Here is a 14,452-nt window from a genome sequence, read left to right as displayed (position 1 = left end):
CCGGGCCCTGCGTCGTCTCCGCCGCGCGAGACGCACATGTCAGACGACTAACATATCAGGATGGACCTGAAGGACTATCTCCGCATCCTCCGCCATCGCTGGGTGCTCATCGTCGCGATCACCATCGGAAGCACGGCGCTCGCCCACGGGTACACCCTCATCACCCAGCCGGTGTACCAGTCGACCGGCCAGCTGTTCGTCGCCGTCACCGGCGGCGACTCCGTGGGCGACCTCAATCAGGGAAACGCCTTCGCCCAGAGCCGCGTCGCCTCGTACGTGATCCTCGCCACCGGTTCGACCGTGAGGTCCACGGTGGCGGAGCGCCTCGACCTCGACCCCGCGTCGCTCGTCGGGACGATCTCAGCATCCAATCCCGCGCAGTCGGTCCTGATCAACATCTCCGCCGTCGACAGCGATCCGGTTGCGGCAGCCCGCATCGCGAACACCGCAGCCCAGGTGCTCGTCGACCTCGTCGACGACGTCGAGAGCGCCAACGAGGTGGACTCCGCCGGCACTCCGGGCGATCCGACCCCGGTCGGGCTGACGATCGTCGAACAGGCGTCTCCATCCCTGTCCCCCATCGCGCCGAACGTGCTGCAGAACCTCGCTGTGGGCATCCTCATCGGCCTCGCCCTGGGTATCGGGATCACGCTGCTCATCGAGGTCCTCGACACCCGACTCCGCGGTCGCTCGGCGATCGAGAAGCTCACGGACACGAGCATCCTCGGCGCCTTCCACACGGAACCCACCGACGCGGCGCAACTCATCCTCGGATCGACGGAGAGCTACAGCCGGCGCGCCGAGAGCTTTCGGCAGCTTCGGACGCACCTCCAGTTCGCCTCCATCGACGGCGGACTCCGCAGTGTCATGGTCACGTCCTCGGTCCCGAGCGAGGGGAAGAGCACCACCGCGGCGAACCTCGCGCTCGTCCTCGCAGAAGCGGGGAACTCCGTCCTCCTCGTCGATGCGGATCTACGCCGACCCCGCCAGCACGAGATGTTCGGTCTCGAGGATGCGGTCGGGCTCACGACCGTGCTCACCGGCAGGATCAGTCTCGGCGATGCCGCGCAAGCGGTCAACGGGGCGGGGCGCCTCGCGGTCCTCACTTCCGGCGAGCTGCCGCCGAATCCGAGTGAACTCCTCGGTTCAGCGGCGATGGAGCGCGCGCTCTCCGAGATGGAACGCGCATACGACGTGGTGGTCATCGACACGCCGCCGCTCATCAACGTCTCGGACCCGACAGCACTGTCGACCCTCGCGAGCGGCGTCCTGCTCGTGGCGTCGGCCGACGGTCGACTGCACCGCGACCAGCTCCGACAGTCCCTCGAGAACCTCAGCTTCGTCCAGGCGAAGCTCCTCGGGGTCGTCCTCAACCGCGTCGAGGTGACTCGAGGAGAGCAGTCGTCGTCCTACGCGTACTACCACCGGACCGCCCCGACGCGTCGACCACGGCGGACCACGGCATGAACACCCCACTCGATCCACCTCTGACCCGGATCCTGATCGTCTGCACCGGCAACGTCTGTCGATCCCCGTACGCCGAGTTCCTCCTCACGAGCGGGCTGGCGGAGGTCGACGCGTGCGGCTTCGAGGTGCGGAGCGCCGGGACGGGCGCGCTGCGCGGACACCCGATCGACGCCTCGAGCGCGGCGATGCTCGGTCCGCTCGCCGCGACGTCCGCCGGGTTCACCGCGACGCAGCTCACCGCCGACCTCGTGAGTCGGCAGGACGTCATCCTCACCATGACGCGCGAGCATCGCAGCGCCGTCCTCAGGTTGTGCCCGGAGGCGCTGCGACGGACCTTCTCCCTGCGTGAGTTCGCCCGGCTCCTCGACACCGTCGACTCGGGACGACTCCCCCGCGCGCGCGCAGCACGCTGGATGCGTCTCGCCCCCGCGCTGGCGGCCAACCGGACGAGCGCACGACTGCCCGATCCGACCCAGGACGACGTCGTCGACCCGTTCGGTCAGGGCCCGGAGGTCTTCCGTCGGATGGCCTCGCAGATCATCCCGGCCGTCGAGCGCATCATCGCTTTCGAGCGCACATCCGTGGAGGAGGATTCGGAGCCGCGGTGAGAGACGTCGGTGGTTCGGCGGCCTCGCCGGCCCTCGGAGCTGCACAGCACGCCGGAAACGACGAAGGCCCGCGATGATCGCGGGCCTTCGTCGTGGTGATGCTGTACTGCTGGGGTACCTGGACTCGAACCAAGAACAACTGAACCAGAATCAGTCGTGTTGCCAATTACACCATACCCCACTGTCAGAACCGAAGCCCCGACCGAAGAACAACACTAGCCTACGGAGGCGGCCGTCTCAAATCGAAGCGTCCCGGGCGCGTCGCGGGTCACTCAGCTGGGGACACCCGCGAGGTCCCGGTTGAGTGCTCTGGACACCCGAGCGCCGTTCCCGGCCGCGACGATGAGCTGCTGCGGACCGGGAGGCGTGATGTCCCGGCGGCGTACACGCCCGGCACGGACGTGCGACCCCAGGCGTCGACCACGACGTACCCGTCGGTGTCGCGATCGAGTGAGAGCTGTTCCAGATATCCGAGGGGCGCGGCCCACTGCGGCCGCACGAAGCCCCCGGAGCGCGGGATGAGCGCACCGTCGGCGAGGCGGACACCGGTGAAGCCGTCGCGACCGCCCTCGAGCTCCGCGATCGCACCACGCTCGACCCGGATGCCCGAGGAGGCCAGCGCGGCCTCCTCGGGCCTGTGACGGTGTCGGTGCCGTTCGTGAAGACGATGAGGTCCGACGACCACTGTGCGATGAGGATCGCCCATTCCGCCAGGTCCGTCGTCTCGCCGATGAGCGCGAGCGGCGCGTCGGCCTTCTCGTACCCGTCGCACTCGACGCAGCTGTGCAGATCCGTACCGTAGAAGGCCCGCAGGTTCGTGACCTTCGGCAGCGTCTCCGTGAGACCACTGGCGACGACGACCGTCCGGGTCACGACGTCGCGATCCGGCTCGCCACGGACCCCCTGGGCGACGACGTGGAAGCCGTCAGTGGTCGCCTCGATCGACTGCACGGACGCGAACTGGACCTCCGCGTTCGCGTACGCCGCGACCTCCTCGCGCCCCATTCGTCGGAGATCCAGCGGAGCGATGCCGTCGCGGGTGAGGAAGCCGTGCGAGCGCAGCGTCGCAGCGTGCCGTGGGCGATTGCCGTCGAGCACGAGGATGCGCCGACGCGCGCGAGCCAGGTTCAGCGCGGCGGAGAGCCCCGCGGGTCCCGCGCCGACCACGACGACGTCGTACGAGTCGCTCATGAAGCGAGGTGCGCGGAGAGCCGATCGAGTCGCGTGATCGATTCCGTCTTCCCGAGGATCTCGAGCGACTCGAAGAGCGGCGGGGAGATCCGACGCCCGGACGCGGCGACGCGGAGCGGGCCGTAGGCGATACGGGGCTTCAGTCCGAGGCCCTCGATGAGCGCACCGGCGAGCGCGTCCTGGATCGATCCGGCCGTCCACTCCGACTCGGGGACGAGCTCGAGCGCGCCGATGGACGCGGCGAGCACCTCGCCGGCGTTCGCCGGAAGACCCTTGAGCGCGTCCTCCTGGTACTCGAGCTCCGCTGCACCGCGGAACAGGAAGCCGAGGAGCGCGGGGACCTCGCCGAGCAGCGCGATGCGCTCCTGGACGAGCGGGGCGGCCTGCTCGAGCACGGCCTGCTGCGCCTCGGTGACGGGCTCGCTCACCACACCGGCCTCAACGAGGTAGGGCGTGATGCGGCCGAGGAAGTCGGCCGGCTCCAGCAGTCGGATGTGGTCGCCGTTGATCGACTCCGCCTTCTTGAGGTCGAAGCGCGCCGGGTTCGGGTTGACGTCGACGACGTCGAACGCAGCGATCATCTCGTCGATCGAGAAGACGTCGCGGTCGCCGCTCAGCGACCATCCGAGCAGCGCGAGGTAATTGATGAGCCCCTCCGGCACGAAGCCACGGTCGCGGTGGTGGAAGAGGTTCGCCTCCGGGTCGCGCTTGGAGAGCTTCTTGTTGCCCTCGCCCATGACGTACGGCAGGTGACCGAACCGCGGGACGAAGGTCGTGAGGCCGATGTCGATGAGTGCGTGGTACAGCGCGATCTGCCGCGGCGTCGACGGCAGCAGGTCCTCGCCGCGGAGGACGTGGGTGATCTGCATGATCGCGTCGTCGACGGGGTTCACGAGCGTGTAGAGCGGCTTGCCGTTCGGGCGCACGAGGACGAAGTCCGTGAACGACCCGGCCGGGAAGGTGATCTCACCGCGCACGAGGTCATCGAAGCTGAGGTCGTCGTCCGGGACCCGCAGACGGAGCGCCGGCTCACGGCCCTCTGCTCGGAACGCGGCGCGCTGCTCGTCGGTGAGGTCGCGGTCGAAGTTGTCATACCCGAACTGCTTCGGCCGGCCGGCCGCCTCGTTGCGCGCGTCGATTTCGTCGGCGTTCGAGAAGCTCTCATAGAGGTGCCCGGCAGCCGTCAGCCGCGCGATCACGTCGGCATAGATGTCGCTCCGCTCGGACTGCCGGTACGGCGCGTGGGGCCCGCCGACGCCGACGCCCTCGTCCCAGTCGAGCCGCAGCCACGTGAGCGCGTCGACGAGCTGCTCGTAGCTCTCCTCGCTGTCGCGAGCGGCATCGGTGTCCTCGATCCGGAAGACGAGCTTGCCCCCCGTGTGCCGGGCGTACGCCCAGTTGAACAGCGCCGTGCGGACGAGACCGACGTGCGGTGTGCCGGTCGGCGACGGGCAGAACCGGACGCGGACGTCGGTGCCGGAAGCCGTGGAGAAGGGGTGCGTAATCGTGTCAGACATCGCCTGTCATCTTAGTCGCGCCGCCCAGGGACGCGGCGATCCGCAGGAGTGCAGCGACGGCGGGGATGCGGTCCGCGTGCTCGGCGCTGACGAGGTGGAGCGCCCGGTCGTCGTCGTTGCGCGTCGGCAGCACGACCACCTCGGTCGGCAGCTGCGCGGCCGCGAGCGCGAGGGTGGGCAGCAGGGCGACGCCGAGTCCGGCCGCCACCAGGGCGGTGACCGCGATCGCGTTGTCGGTCTCGTGGGCGATGACCGGCTCGAAGCCGCTCGACCGGCAGAGACCGAGGAGGTGACCTCGGCACCGCGGACAACCCGCGATCCAACGCTCACCGGCGAGCGCCGCGAGGTCGACCTGTCGGTCACCGGCTCGAGCATGTCCGACCGGGAGCACGAGACGCATCGGGTCGGTTCCGAGCCGGTGCACCCGGAGTCCGGCCGCGCTCTCCCGATGCGGGTCGTCCGGATCATCCGGATAGCTGAAGGTGATCGCGGCGTCGGCTTCGCCGGCACGGACCGCGGCGACGGCCTCCGGCGGTTCGGCCTCGACGAAGGAGACCCCGATCCCCGGATGCTCGTCGGCCAGACGAGCGAGGAGCTGCGGCACGAGCATCGACGACGCCGACGGGAAGGCGACGAGGCGCACCCGGCCACTCCGCAACCCCGCGAGTGCCGCGACCTCCTCGGAGGCCGCGCGTACCGCTCGGTCCACCGCCACCGCGTGTCCGGCGAGGATCGCACCGGCCTCGGTGAGGCGGACGCCCCGACCGACGCGCTCGACGACCGGCATGCCGAGCCGACGCTCGAGCCGGCGGAGATGCTGGCTCACCGCCGGTTGACTCGAGCCGAGCGCGTAGGCGGCGGCCGTGATCGACCCGGTCGAGGCGATGGCGCCGACGACGAGGAGGGAACCGGCGTCGAGGGCCGATGACGAGGGCGGCGGTGAGAGGGTGGACATCCTCGAAGCATAATCCTTCGTTATGGTTCTCATCGAGAGCCGGTCCTTGTCGCATGGATACCCGGCGAAGAGACTGGATGCATGAGCACCCTCAGCCTCCAGGAAGCCAGCGGATCCTTCCCATCCGCGCCCGGCTACCTGGCCGCCTGCACGCTGGGACTACCGACGATCCGCACGACGGACGCCATCATGGCCGACCTCGCCGCGTGGCAGGCGACTCGAACCGACGCAGCCGCCTACGGCGCCGTCGTCGAGCGGGTGCGCACCTCCTTCGCCGAGCTGGTCCACGTGCCGGTCCGCTCGGTCGCGATCGGGTCCCAGACCTCCGTCATGGTCGCCATGGTCGCGGCGTCGGTGCCGGACGGCGCCGAGGTCCTGTGCGTCGAGGGTGACTTCAGCTCGCTCGTCGCCCCGTTCCTCATGCAGGCGCACCGCGGCGTGCGTGTCCGCCACGCACCGCTCACCGAACTCGCCGCCCACATCGACGCCTCGACCTGGCTCGTCGCCTACTCCGCGGTGCAGTCCGCGACCGGCGCGGTCGCCGACGTGGTCGCGATCCGTGAGGCGGCGGCCGTCCACGGCACGCTGACGCTCAACGACCTCACGCAGGCGGCCGGGTGGCTCCCCGTCGACGCCTCGGCCGACGACATCACCGTCTGCCACGCCTACAAGTGGCTCTGCGCGCCACGAGGTGTGGCGTTCATGACGGTGCGCGACGAGGTGATGGACCGCCTCCGGCCGAGCCAGGCCGGTTGGTACTCGGGTGACGACGTCTGGTCGTCCTGTTACGGACCGTCGTTGCATCTCGCCGAGAGCGCTCGACGGTTCGACGTCTCCCCCGCGTGGCAGGCCTGGGTCGGCGCCGAGCCCGCCATCGCCCTCTTCGCGGCGGTCGACGCCGTCGCCGTGTACGAGCACGATACCCGGCTCGCCGCGGCGCTTCGGGCGGGCATCGGCGAGAGCCGGTCGCTCCTGACGGGGACGGCTTCGGCCATCGTGACGTGGACGGATCCCGATGGACACGACCTCCGGGCGCTACAGTCGGCCGGGATCACGGCATCGGGTCGCGCGGGCCGGGCGAGGGTCGCCTTCCACCTCTGGAACACCGACGACGACGTCGCAGCTGCGCTGACCGCTCTCGGCCAGCGCAACTGACGCGGGTCAGGGTCGGCGGCCGGTGTTCCGGAGGATGCCGATGCCCGAGACCTCGACCTCGACGACCTGGCCGTCGGTGAAGGGTCCGACGCCGGCCGGCGTGCCGGTCAGGATGACGTCTCCCGGGAGGAGCGTCCAGACGGCGGACGCGTACTCGACGATCGCGCCGATGGAGTGCACCATGTCGGAGAGCGGGGCGTGCTGCCGGACCTCACCGTCGACGCGGGTCTCGATCGTCGCGCCGTCGAAGGAGAACTCCGTCTCGATGTAGGGGCCGAGCGGGCAGAACGTGTCGAAGCCCTTCGCCCGGGCCCACTGGCCGTCGGACTCCTGGAGGTCGCGGGCCGTGACGTCGTTCGCGATCGTGTAGCCGAAGATGACCTCGTCGGCACGCTCCGCACTGACGTTCTTGGCGACGCCACCGATCACGATGGCGAGTTCGCCCTCGAAGTCGATGCGCTCGGACTGCTTGGGGAAGACGACGGCGTCTCCCGGCCCGACCACGGAGGTGTTGGGCTTCAGGAAGAGCAGCGGCTCGGTGGGAGCCTCCCCACCCATCTCGGCTGCGTGGTCGTGGTAGTTCTTGCCGACGGCGACGACCTTGGAACGAGGGATGACCGGCGCGAGCAGGACCGCATCCGCGAGCGGGACGCGCTCCCCCGTCGGCTCGAAGCCCGAGTAGAGCGGATCGCCGTCGAGGACGACGAGATCCGCATCGTCGATGATGCCGTAGCGGATGGCCTGATCGTGACTGAAGCGAGCGATTTTCACCAGGCCAGCCTATCCCGAGGTGCCCCGGCGACACGGAAGCCCCGCACGAGGTGCGGGGCTTCCCAGGCTGCTCGGAGGCTACTCGGCGTCGAGACGCGTCATCCACCCGTGACGGTCGGGCAGGCGGCCGTACTGGATGTCCGTCAGTTCCTGACGCAGCGACATCGTCAGTTCGCCCGCCGGAGCGTCGGCGTCACCCACGGTGAAGTCCTTGGCCTTCAGCTGCGCGATCGGGGTGACGACCGCAGCCGTCCCGCAGGCGAACACCTCGACGATGTCGCCACTCTCGACGCCCTCGCGCCACTCGTCGATCGTGACCCGGCGGCGCTCCACCCGGTGTCCGCGGTCCTCCGCGAGCTGCAGGATGCTGTCGCGCGTGATGCCCTCGAGGATCGAGTCCGACTCCGGCGTGACGAGCGTGCCGTCGCGCTTGACGAGGACGACGTTCATCCCGCCGAGTTCTTCGATGTAGGTCGCCTCCTGTGCGTCCAGGAAGAGCACCTGGGCGCACCCGTGCTCGTACGCCTCGGCCTGCGGGAGCAGGGAGGACGCGTAGTTGCCGCCGGTCTTCGCTGCCCCGGTGCCGCCCTTGCCTGCACGGCTGTAGTCGGTGGACAGCCAGATGGACACGGGGGTGACGCCGCCGGTGAAGTACGCGCCGGCCGGGCTGGCGATGACGTAGTAGTTGACCTTCTTCGCCGGGCGGACGCCGAGGAAGGCCTCCTTGGCGAACATGAAGGGCCGCAGGTACAGGCTGGTCTCCGGCGCGGACGGCACCCAGGAGCCGTCGACGGCGATGAGCTGCTTGATCGACTCGACGAAGTACTCGACCGGGAGCTCCGGCAGCGCGAGCCGCTTCGCCGAGCGCTGCAGGCGGCGGCCGTTGGCGTCGGGGCGGAACGACCAGATGGAGCCGTCGGCGTGACGGTACGCCTTCAGTCCTTCGAAGATCTCCTGGGCGTAGTGGAGGACGGCGGCGGCCGGGTCGAGCGAGATCGGACCGTAGGCCTGGACCCGTGGGCGGTGCCATCCACCGCGCTCGGACCAGCAGATGTCGACCATGTGGTCGGTGAAGTGCTGCCCGAAGCCCGGATCGGCGAGGATCGCGTCGCGGTCTGCGTCGGGGACGGGCTGCTCGTTGGGGGTCACGGTGAAGGCGAGTTCGCGCTGCGCCATGGGGAGGTTGATCGTCATGATGGTGTCTTCCGTCGTGATCTGCGTGTCTGGTGGGCGTCTACCGGTTCGCCGCGAGGGCCGCGATCGCATCGCCGACCTCGGTCGTCGTGCGTGCTGCGCCGGTGCGGGCGGCGATGTCGGCGGTGACGGCAGTGGCGACTCGCGCCGCCTCCGTCTCGAGGCCGAGATGCGACAGCATCAGGGAGACGGAGAGGATGGCGGCGGTCGGGTCGGCCAGCTGCTTCCCGGCGATGTCGGGCGCCGATCCGTGGACGGGCTCGAACATGCTCGGGTACGTGCCGTCCGGGTTGATGTTTCCCGAGGCCGCGAGTCCGATGCCGCCGCTGATCGCGCCGGCCAGATCGGTGAGGATGTCGCCGAAGAGGTTGTCCGTGACGATGACGTCAAATCTAGCAGGATCCGTGACGAGGAAGATGGTGGCCGCGTCGACGTGCAGGTAGTCGACCGCGACGTCGGGGAACTCCGCGGACACCGCGTCGACGACGCGCTTCCAGAGCGACCCGGCGAAGACGAGGACGTTGGTCTTGTGGACGAGGGTGAGCTTCCCCCGACGCGCGGCCGCAGCGGCGAACGCGTAGCGCACCACCCGCTCCACCCCGTAGGCGGTGTTGACCGAGACCTCGTTCGCGATCTCGTGCGGCGTGCCCTGGCGGATCGCTCCGCCGTTGCCGACGTACGGCCCCTCCGTGCCCTCACGGACGACGACGAAGTCCACGTCGCCGGGCTCGCTCAGCGGGCTCGGGACGCCCGGGTACACCACGGTCGGGCGGAGGTTGACATAGTGGTCGAGGCTGAACCGGAGCTTGAGGAGCAGCCCACGCTCGATGTTCGCGTTCGCGAGCCGGGGGTCGCCGGGCACGCCGCCGACCGCTCCGAGGAGGATGGCGTCGTGCGAGGCGATCGCGGCGAGGTCCGCGTCGGTCAGCACGTCACCGGTCTCGAGGAACCGCGCGGCGCCGAGCGAGAAGGGCGTCTGCTCGAACCGGACGTCACCACCCTGCACCGCCGCATCGAGGACCTTGAGCGCCTCGCCGACGACCTCGGGACCGATCCCGTCGCCGGGGATGACTGCGAGCTTGACGGTGCGGGACATGCGACTCCTGAGGATGCGACGACGGTGTGCGCCCAGCTTAACGCCTCCGACCTCGGGCGGATCGTGCCACCCGTCTCCGGGTGGCACGATCCACGGAGCCCTACCGGACCCGGCGCAGACCGATCGCCGCGACGAGCATGGCGGCCACGATGAGGCCGACGCCGATCCACGCTGCGACACCGACACCGCTGTCGAAGGCGTGCCGCGCGGAGTCCATGAGTGCACCCGCGAGGTCGCCGGGCAGCTGCTCGGCGACGTTCGCCGCACCACCCAGGGTCTCCCCCGCCGCCTGCTGCTGGGCGGCGGTCAGTCCGTCCGGCAGGACGACCGAGGAACGGTAGGACGCGGTGAGCACGGTACCGAGCGTCGCCGTGCCGAGCACCGCGCCCAGCTCGTAGGCGGTCTCGGACACACCGGACGCCGCACCGGCCTTCTCCGGCGGCGCACTCGCGATCACGAGCTCGTTCGACACCGTCTCGGCCGAGCCGATGCCGAGCCCGAGGGCGACGAACGCGAGGCCGATCCCGAGGGCCGACACGTCTCCTCCGGTGATCGCGATGGAGGCGTAGCCGACGGCCGACACGACGAGTGCGATCGGGACCACGATGCCCGGACGGACCCGCTTGGAGATGGGCACGATCACGAGGCCGGCGATGATCATCACGATGAGGCCGGGGAGCAGGACGAGCCCGGCGTCGAGCGGCTGCAGGCCCAGCACCAGCTGCAGGTGCTGCGACACGAAGAACAGCCCACCGACGAGCGCCGTCACACTCAACAGGTTGATGACCACGGCGCCGCTGAACGAGGCCCGCCGGAACAGGCTCAGATCGAGCAGCGGATGCTCGAGGCGGAGCTGACGGCGGATGAACAGGACACCACTGACCACACCGACGACCATCGAGACCACCGTGAGCAGGTCGAAGCCGGCCTCCGCCAGGTGCTTGATGCTGAACACGAGTGGCGTCATCGTCAGGAGGATGAGCAGGATGCTCGGCACGTCGATGCGTCCGGGGTTCGGGTCCTTCGACTCCGGGATGAGGAAGGGCGCGAGGACGACGAGCGGCAGGAGCACCGGGACGGCGAGCAGGAACACCGCGCCCCAGGCGAAATGCTCGAGGATGATCCCACCGACGATCGGCCCGAGCGCGCTGCCGGCGGCGAACCCGCTCGCCCAGACGGCGATGGCGAACCGTCGCTGGTCGCGGTCGAGGAAGATGTTCCGCAGCAGCGAGAGCGTCGACGGCATGAGCATCGCTCCGAAGAACCCGAGTGCCGCCCGAGCCGCGATCAGGAGCTCGGCGCTGGGCGCGAAGGCCGCGGCGACGGAGACGACACCGAATCCGATGGAGCCGATGAGCAGGAGGCGACGACGACCGATGCGGTCGCCGAGGCTGCCCATCGACACGAGCAGGCCGGCGAGGACCAGTGGGTAGATGTCGACGATCCAGAGCAGCTGCGTCCCGGTCGGGGTGAGCGCGCTCGAGATCGCGGGCAGCGCGAAGTTGAGGACCGTGTTGTCGACCGACACCAGCAGGACGGGGAGCATGAGGACGGCGAGCGCGAACCAGGCTCGCCGACCGGCACGGGGAGCGGCGACGGCGGTGGGTTCGGTGGCGGTGGACACGGTGACCTCTTTCAAAGCGTGGAGAACGGCGCCGGTCGGGCGCCGCCCGCTCGACTATACCGTCCAGCCGGTATAGTATCAATCCGAATCCGACGAGCCGAATACGATGGAGCCATGGCGAAGCAGACCGCAGCCCGAGAACGCGTCCTCGACGCCTTCGCCGAACTCCTCATCGAGCAGGGCGAACGCGCCGCCACCCTCGACGCCGTCGCCGCGGCGGCCGGCGTCTCCAAGGGCGGACTGCTCTACCACTTCGGCAGCAAGGAGGCCCTCGTCGACGGCCTCATCGAACGGCTCTCGGACATGAGCGAGGCCGACACGGCGCGGATGCTCGCGGCCCCGGAGGGCGTGGTCGAGTACTTCGTGCGGACCTCCGTCGACTGCGGCACCCCCTTCGACCGGACGATCATCGCCGTCGCGCGGCTGGCGCAGGGACAGCACGCCCAGGCGAGCGACGCGATGGCGGACATCCGCCGGAGCTGGTTGCGCACGGTGGAGGACGCCGTCGGCGACCCCGACACCGCCCGCGCGATCGTGTTGATGTCCGACGGCCTCTACGCCAACACGGCACAGCTCGGCATGGGCGTCAGCGACCCCGACGAGGGCAGCGACGAGTCGATCGAGCGGCTCCTCGCCGTCATCGCGCGACTGCTCCCCGCCGGCGGGCGCTGAGCCGCGACCCCCACCGGGCGCACCGGAACAGCATCGGCGCCTCGGCGCCAGCGCCTCGGCCTGCGGACGACGATGCCCCGCACCGGTCGGCGCGGGGCATCGGGTCGTAGCAGGGGTCGGGCTACTGCTCGGTGATGTCGATCTCGCGGAGTAGCGTCGCGTCGATCGTCTCGCGGATGACCTCGAGGACGTCGTCGGCGACCGGTGAGTCGACCGTCAGGACGCTGAGCGCCGGGCCACCGGCCTCGTGACGGGCGATCTGCATGCCCGCGATGTTGATGCCGGCCTCGCCGAACCGCTGGCCGTAGACGGCCACGATGCCGGGCCGGTCGGTGTAGACCATCACGATGTGGTGCTTCGCGAACGGCACCTCGACGTCGTAGCCGTTGATCTCGACGATCTTCTCGGTCTGCTTCGTGCCCGTCAGCGTGCCCGACACCGAGATCTGCGATCCGTCGCTGAGGGCTCCACGCAGCGTGATGACGTTGCGGTACTCCTCGCTCACCTCGTCGGTGAGCAGGCGCGTGACGACACCGCGCTGCTCGGCGAGCAGCGGGGCGTTCACGTACGAGACCGTCTCGCTGACGATGTTGGTGAAGATCCCCTTGAGCGCGGCCAGCTTCAGCACGCTGACGTCGTATCCGCTCAGCTCACCGTGGACCTCGACGTCGACGCTCGTGAGCGACGAGGTCGACAGCGCGGCGAACACCTGGCCGAGCTTCTCGACGAGCGGGATGCCGGGACGGACGTAGGGGTCGATCACGCCGCCGGCGACGTTGACCGCGTCCGGGACGAGTTCGCCGCCGAGCGCGAGGCGCACGGACTTGGCGACCGAGACGCCGGCCTTCTCCTGTGCCTCCTCCGTGGACGCACCGAGGTGCGGCGTCACGATGACGTTCTCGAGCCCGAGCAGCTTCGTGTCGGTGGGCGGCTCGCTGACGAAGACGTCGAGGCCGGCACCGGCGATGACGTTGTTGGACAGCGCCTCGTACAGCGCGTCCTCGTCGATCAGGCCGCCGCGGGCGACGTTGACGACGTAGGCCGTGGGCTTCATGAGCGCGAACTGCGGGCCGGCGATCATGCCCGTCGTCTCCGGCGTCTTCGGCATGTGGATCGTGATGAAGTCGGACTGCGCCAGGAGCTCGTCGAGCGTGACCAGCTGCACCCCGAGCTGCTGCGCACGAGCGGACGTGATGTAGGGGTCGTAGGCGATGAGGTTCGTGCCGAACGCCTGCAGACGGGCCGTGATGAGGGCACCGATACGGCCGAGGCCGATGATGCCGATGGTCTTCTCGTACAGCTCGGTACCCGTGTACTTGGACCGCTTCCACTGCCCCTGGGCGAGCGCGGCGTGCGCGGCCGGGATGTGGCGGGCGAGGCTCAGGATGTGCCCGACGGTGAGCTCGGCCGCGGAGATGATGTTCGACGTGGGTGCATTAACGACCATGACCCCGGCCGTCGTCGCCGCCTTGATGTCGACGTTGTCGAGACCGACACCAGCGCGCGCGACGACCTTCAACCGGGTGGCCGCCTGGATGGCCTCCTCGTCGACCTTGGTCGCGGATCGGACCAGGATGGCGTCGGCGTCGGCGATCGCCGCGAGCAGAGCCGGGCGGTCCGTCCCGTCGACGGAGCGCACGTCGAAGTCTGGCCCGAGGGCGTCGACGGTGGCTGGTGAGAGTTCTTCGGCGATCAGTACGACCGGTTTCGACACGGAACGGTTCCTTCTCGGTAGCAGTGGGGTGGGCAGCGCGTCGGTGTCCGGCGGCCATCGCAAGCCTATCGGAGGCGCACCGGGCGCTTCGTCGTGTGACGAGGCGGCGGCCGAGTCAGACGGAGAGGTCGATCAGCTGCTGCGCGCCGAACATCGCGAGGACCGACAGGGAGATCGCCGCGACGACGCACAGGGCGACGAGGTAGCGCACGGCCTGCTCGCCGAGCGACCGGTCGCGACCGGTCCAGAAGGCGATCGCGAAGGCCACGATCGGCAGGAGCAAGCCGCCGATGAGGACGACCCAGCCGAGGGGCAGGACCGGCACGGCGAGGCCGTTCGCCGTCCCGACGATGCCGACGAGGTTGCCGACGGCTTCGAAGACGTCGTAGGCGAAGAACAGGCCGAAGAGGACGGCGATGGACCAGCTGAGCCAGCCTGGGCGCTCGGCGGCGGGTTTCGACACGGGGTCCGCGGTGGTGGAGGGCATC

General features: G+C 69.7%; 13 protein-coding genes, 1 tRNA gene and 1 pseudogene. 4 read left to right on the top strand and 11 right to left on the bottom strand.

Going from position 1 to position 14,452, the window contains the following annotated elements; all coding sequences use genetic code 11:
* Positions 1–60: 60 nt before the first annotated feature.
* On the top strand, positions 61–1,467 hold the full coding sequence (locus tag FGL15_RS16745; protein WP_138946792.1) for a polysaccharide biosynthesis tyrosine autokinase: 1,407 nt from the start codon (positions 61–63) through the stop codon (positions 1,465–1,467).
* Positions 1,464–2,075: a low molecular weight phosphatase family protein gene (locus FGL15_RS16740; protein ID WP_138946791.1), complete on the top strand. Its 612-nt coding sequence runs from the start codon at positions 1,464–1,466 to the stop codon at positions 2,073–2,075. The genes FGL15_RS16745 and FGL15_RS16740 overlap by 4 nt, the downstream gene beginning before the upstream one ends.
* Before the next feature lie 109 nt (positions 2,076–2,184).
* On the opposite strand, the gene FGL15_RS16735 is transcribed toward FGL15_RS16740, so the two are convergent.
* From FGL15_RS16735 to FGL15_RS16720, 5 genes and pseudogenes are all read right to left on the bottom strand, one after another.
* Positions 2,185–2,256: transfer RNA gene (locus tag FGL15_RS16735), tRNA-Gln, on the bottom strand.
* An 87-nt stretch (positions 2,257–2,343) separates the two neighbouring features.
* On the bottom strand, positions 2,344–2,781 hold the full coding sequence (locus FGL15_RS21580; RefSeq protein ID WP_370282233.1) for an FAD-dependent oxidoreductase: 438 nt from the start codon (positions 2,779–2,781) through the stop codon (positions 2,344–2,346).
* Positions 2,782–2,861: 80 nt separating this feature from the next.
* A pseudogene (locus FGL15_RS21575) lies at positions 2,862–3,266 on the bottom strand (FAD-dependent oxidoreductase); the annotation flags it as partial.
* Complete coding sequence (gene gltX / locus FGL15_RS16725) at positions 3,263–4,783, bottom strand: glutamate--tRNA ligase (RefSeq protein WP_138946790.1); 1,521 nt, start codon at positions 4,781–4,783, stop codon at positions 3,263–3,265. The gene gltX and the pseudogene FGL15_RS21575, both read right to left, overlap by 4 nt.
* Positions 4,776–5,738: a LysR family transcriptional regulator gene (locus tag FGL15_RS16720; RefSeq protein WP_138946789.1), complete on the bottom strand. Its 963-nt coding sequence runs from the start codon at positions 5,736–5,738 to the stop codon at positions 4,776–4,778. The genes gltX and FGL15_RS16720 overlap by 8 nt, the downstream gene beginning before the upstream one ends.
* Before the next feature lie 81 nt (positions 5,739–5,819).
* On the opposite strand from FGL15_RS16720, the gene FGL15_RS16715 reads away from it, so the two are divergent.
* The gene (locus FGL15_RS16715) at positions 5,820–6,893 is read left to right on the top strand and encodes an aminotransferase class V-fold PLP-dependent enzyme (RefSeq protein ID WP_138946788.1); all 1,074 of its coding nucleotides are present in this window, start codon (positions 5,820–5,822) and stop codon (positions 6,891–6,893) included.
* A 6-nt stretch (positions 6,894–6,899) separates the two neighbouring features.
* On the opposite strand, the gene FGL15_RS16710 is transcribed toward FGL15_RS16715, so the two are convergent.
* The 4 genes from FGL15_RS16710 to FGL15_RS16695 form a co-directional block, all read right to left on the bottom strand.
* Complete coding sequence (locus FGL15_RS16710) at positions 6,900–7,664, bottom strand: fumarylacetoacetate hydrolase family protein (RefSeq protein WP_064296260.1); 765 nt, start codon at positions 7,662–7,664, stop codon at positions 6,900–6,902.
* A 78-nt stretch (positions 7,665–7,742) separates the two neighbouring features.
* Complete coding sequence (locus tag FGL15_RS16705; RefSeq protein ID WP_205858636.1) at positions 7,743–8,858, bottom strand: branched-chain amino acid aminotransferase; 1,116 nt, start codon at positions 8,856–8,858, stop codon at positions 7,743–7,745.
* A gap of 40 nt (positions 8,859–8,898) precedes the next feature.
* The gene (locus FGL15_RS16700) at positions 8,899–9,954 is read right to left on the bottom strand and encodes a 3-isopropylmalate dehydrogenase (protein ID WP_138946787.1); all 1,056 of its coding nucleotides are present in this window, start codon (positions 9,952–9,954) and stop codon (positions 8,899–8,901) included.
* A gap of 100 nt (positions 9,955–10,054) precedes the next feature.
* Positions 10,055–11,578 (bottom strand): MFS transporter, encoded by a 1,524-nt coding sequence (locus tag FGL15_RS16695; RefSeq protein WP_240773582.1) that lies wholly within the window; start codon positions 11,576–11,578, stop codon positions 10,055–10,057.
* A 114-nt stretch (positions 11,579–11,692) separates the two neighbouring features.
* On the opposite strand from FGL15_RS16695, the gene FGL15_RS21320 reads away from it, so the two are divergent.
* Positions 11,693–12,250 (top strand): TetR/AcrR family transcriptional regulator, encoded by a 558-nt coding sequence (locus FGL15_RS21320; RefSeq protein ID WP_079705616.1) that lies wholly within the window; start codon positions 11,693–11,695, stop codon positions 12,248–12,250.
* Positions 12,251–12,371: 121 nt separating this feature from the next.
* On the opposite strand, the gene serA is transcribed toward FGL15_RS21320, so the two are convergent.
* Together serA and FGL15_RS16680 are read right to left on the bottom strand one after the other, a co-directional pair.
* Positions 12,372–13,964, bottom strand: a complete 1,593-nt coding sequence (gene serA, locus FGL15_RS16685; protein ID WP_138946786.1) for a phosphoglycerate dehydrogenase — start codon at positions 13,962–13,964, stop codon at positions 12,372–12,374.
* Positions 13,965–14,079: 115 nt separating this feature from the next.
* Positions 14,080–14,451: a hypothetical protein gene (locus tag FGL15_RS16680; protein ID WP_085510588.1), complete on the bottom strand. Its 372-nt coding sequence runs from the start codon at positions 14,449–14,451 to the stop codon at positions 14,080–14,082.
* Between the last annotated feature and the right edge of the window lies 1 nt (position 14,452).

It is taken from the genome of Plantibacter sp. M259 (assembly GCF_006065115.1).
GTDB classification, from domain to species: Bacteria; Actinomycetota; Actinomycetes; order Actinomycetales; family Microbacteriaceae; genus Plantibacter; species Plantibacter auratus.
The sequence above is the reverse complement of the archived record's forward strand: the minus strand, read 5'-3'. Positions and strand labels throughout refer to the sequence as shown.

Excerpts from the sequence above, each read along its gene's own strand:
- gltX (WP_138946790.1), bottom strand. The coding sequence starts at position 4,783 with ATGTCTGACACGATTACGCACCCCTTCTCCACGGCTTCCGGCACCGAC.
- FGL15_RS16745 (WP_138946792.1), top strand. The coding sequence starts at position 61 with ATGGACCTGAAGGACTATCTCCGCATCCTCCGCCATCGCTGGGTGCTC.
- FGL15_RS16740 (WP_138946791.1), top strand. The coding sequence starts at position 1,464 with ATGAACACCCCACTCGATCCACCTCTGACCCGGATCCTGATCGTCTGC.
- FGL15_RS16700 (WP_138946787.1), bottom strand. The coding sequence starts at position 9,954 with ATGTCCCGCACCGTCAAGCTCGCAGTCATCCCCGGCGACGGGATCGGT.
- FGL15_RS16680 (WP_085510588.1), bottom strand. The coding sequence starts at position 14,451 with ATGCCCTCCACCACCGCGGACCCCGTGTCGAAACCCGCCGCCGAGCGC.
- FGL15_RS21580 (WP_370282233.1), bottom strand. The coding sequence starts at position 2,781 with ATGGGCGATCCTCATCGCACAGTGGTCGTCGGACCTCATCGTCTTCAC.
- FGL15_RS16720 (WP_138946789.1), bottom strand. The coding sequence starts at position 5,738 with ATGTCCACCCTCTCACCGCCGCCCTCGTCATCGGCCCTCGACGCCGGT.
- FGL15_RS16705 (WP_205858636.1), bottom strand. The coding sequence starts at position 8,858 with ATGACGATCAACCTCCCCATGGCGCAGCGCGAACTCGCCTTCACCGTG.
- FGL15_RS16715 (WP_138946788.1), top strand. The coding sequence starts at position 5,820 with ATGAGCACCCTCAGCCTCCAGGAAGCCAGCGGATCCTTCCCATCCGCG.
- FGL15_RS21320 (WP_079705616.1), top strand. The coding sequence starts at position 11,693 with ATGGCGAAGCAGACCGCAGCCCGAGAACGCGTCCTCGACGCCTTCGCC.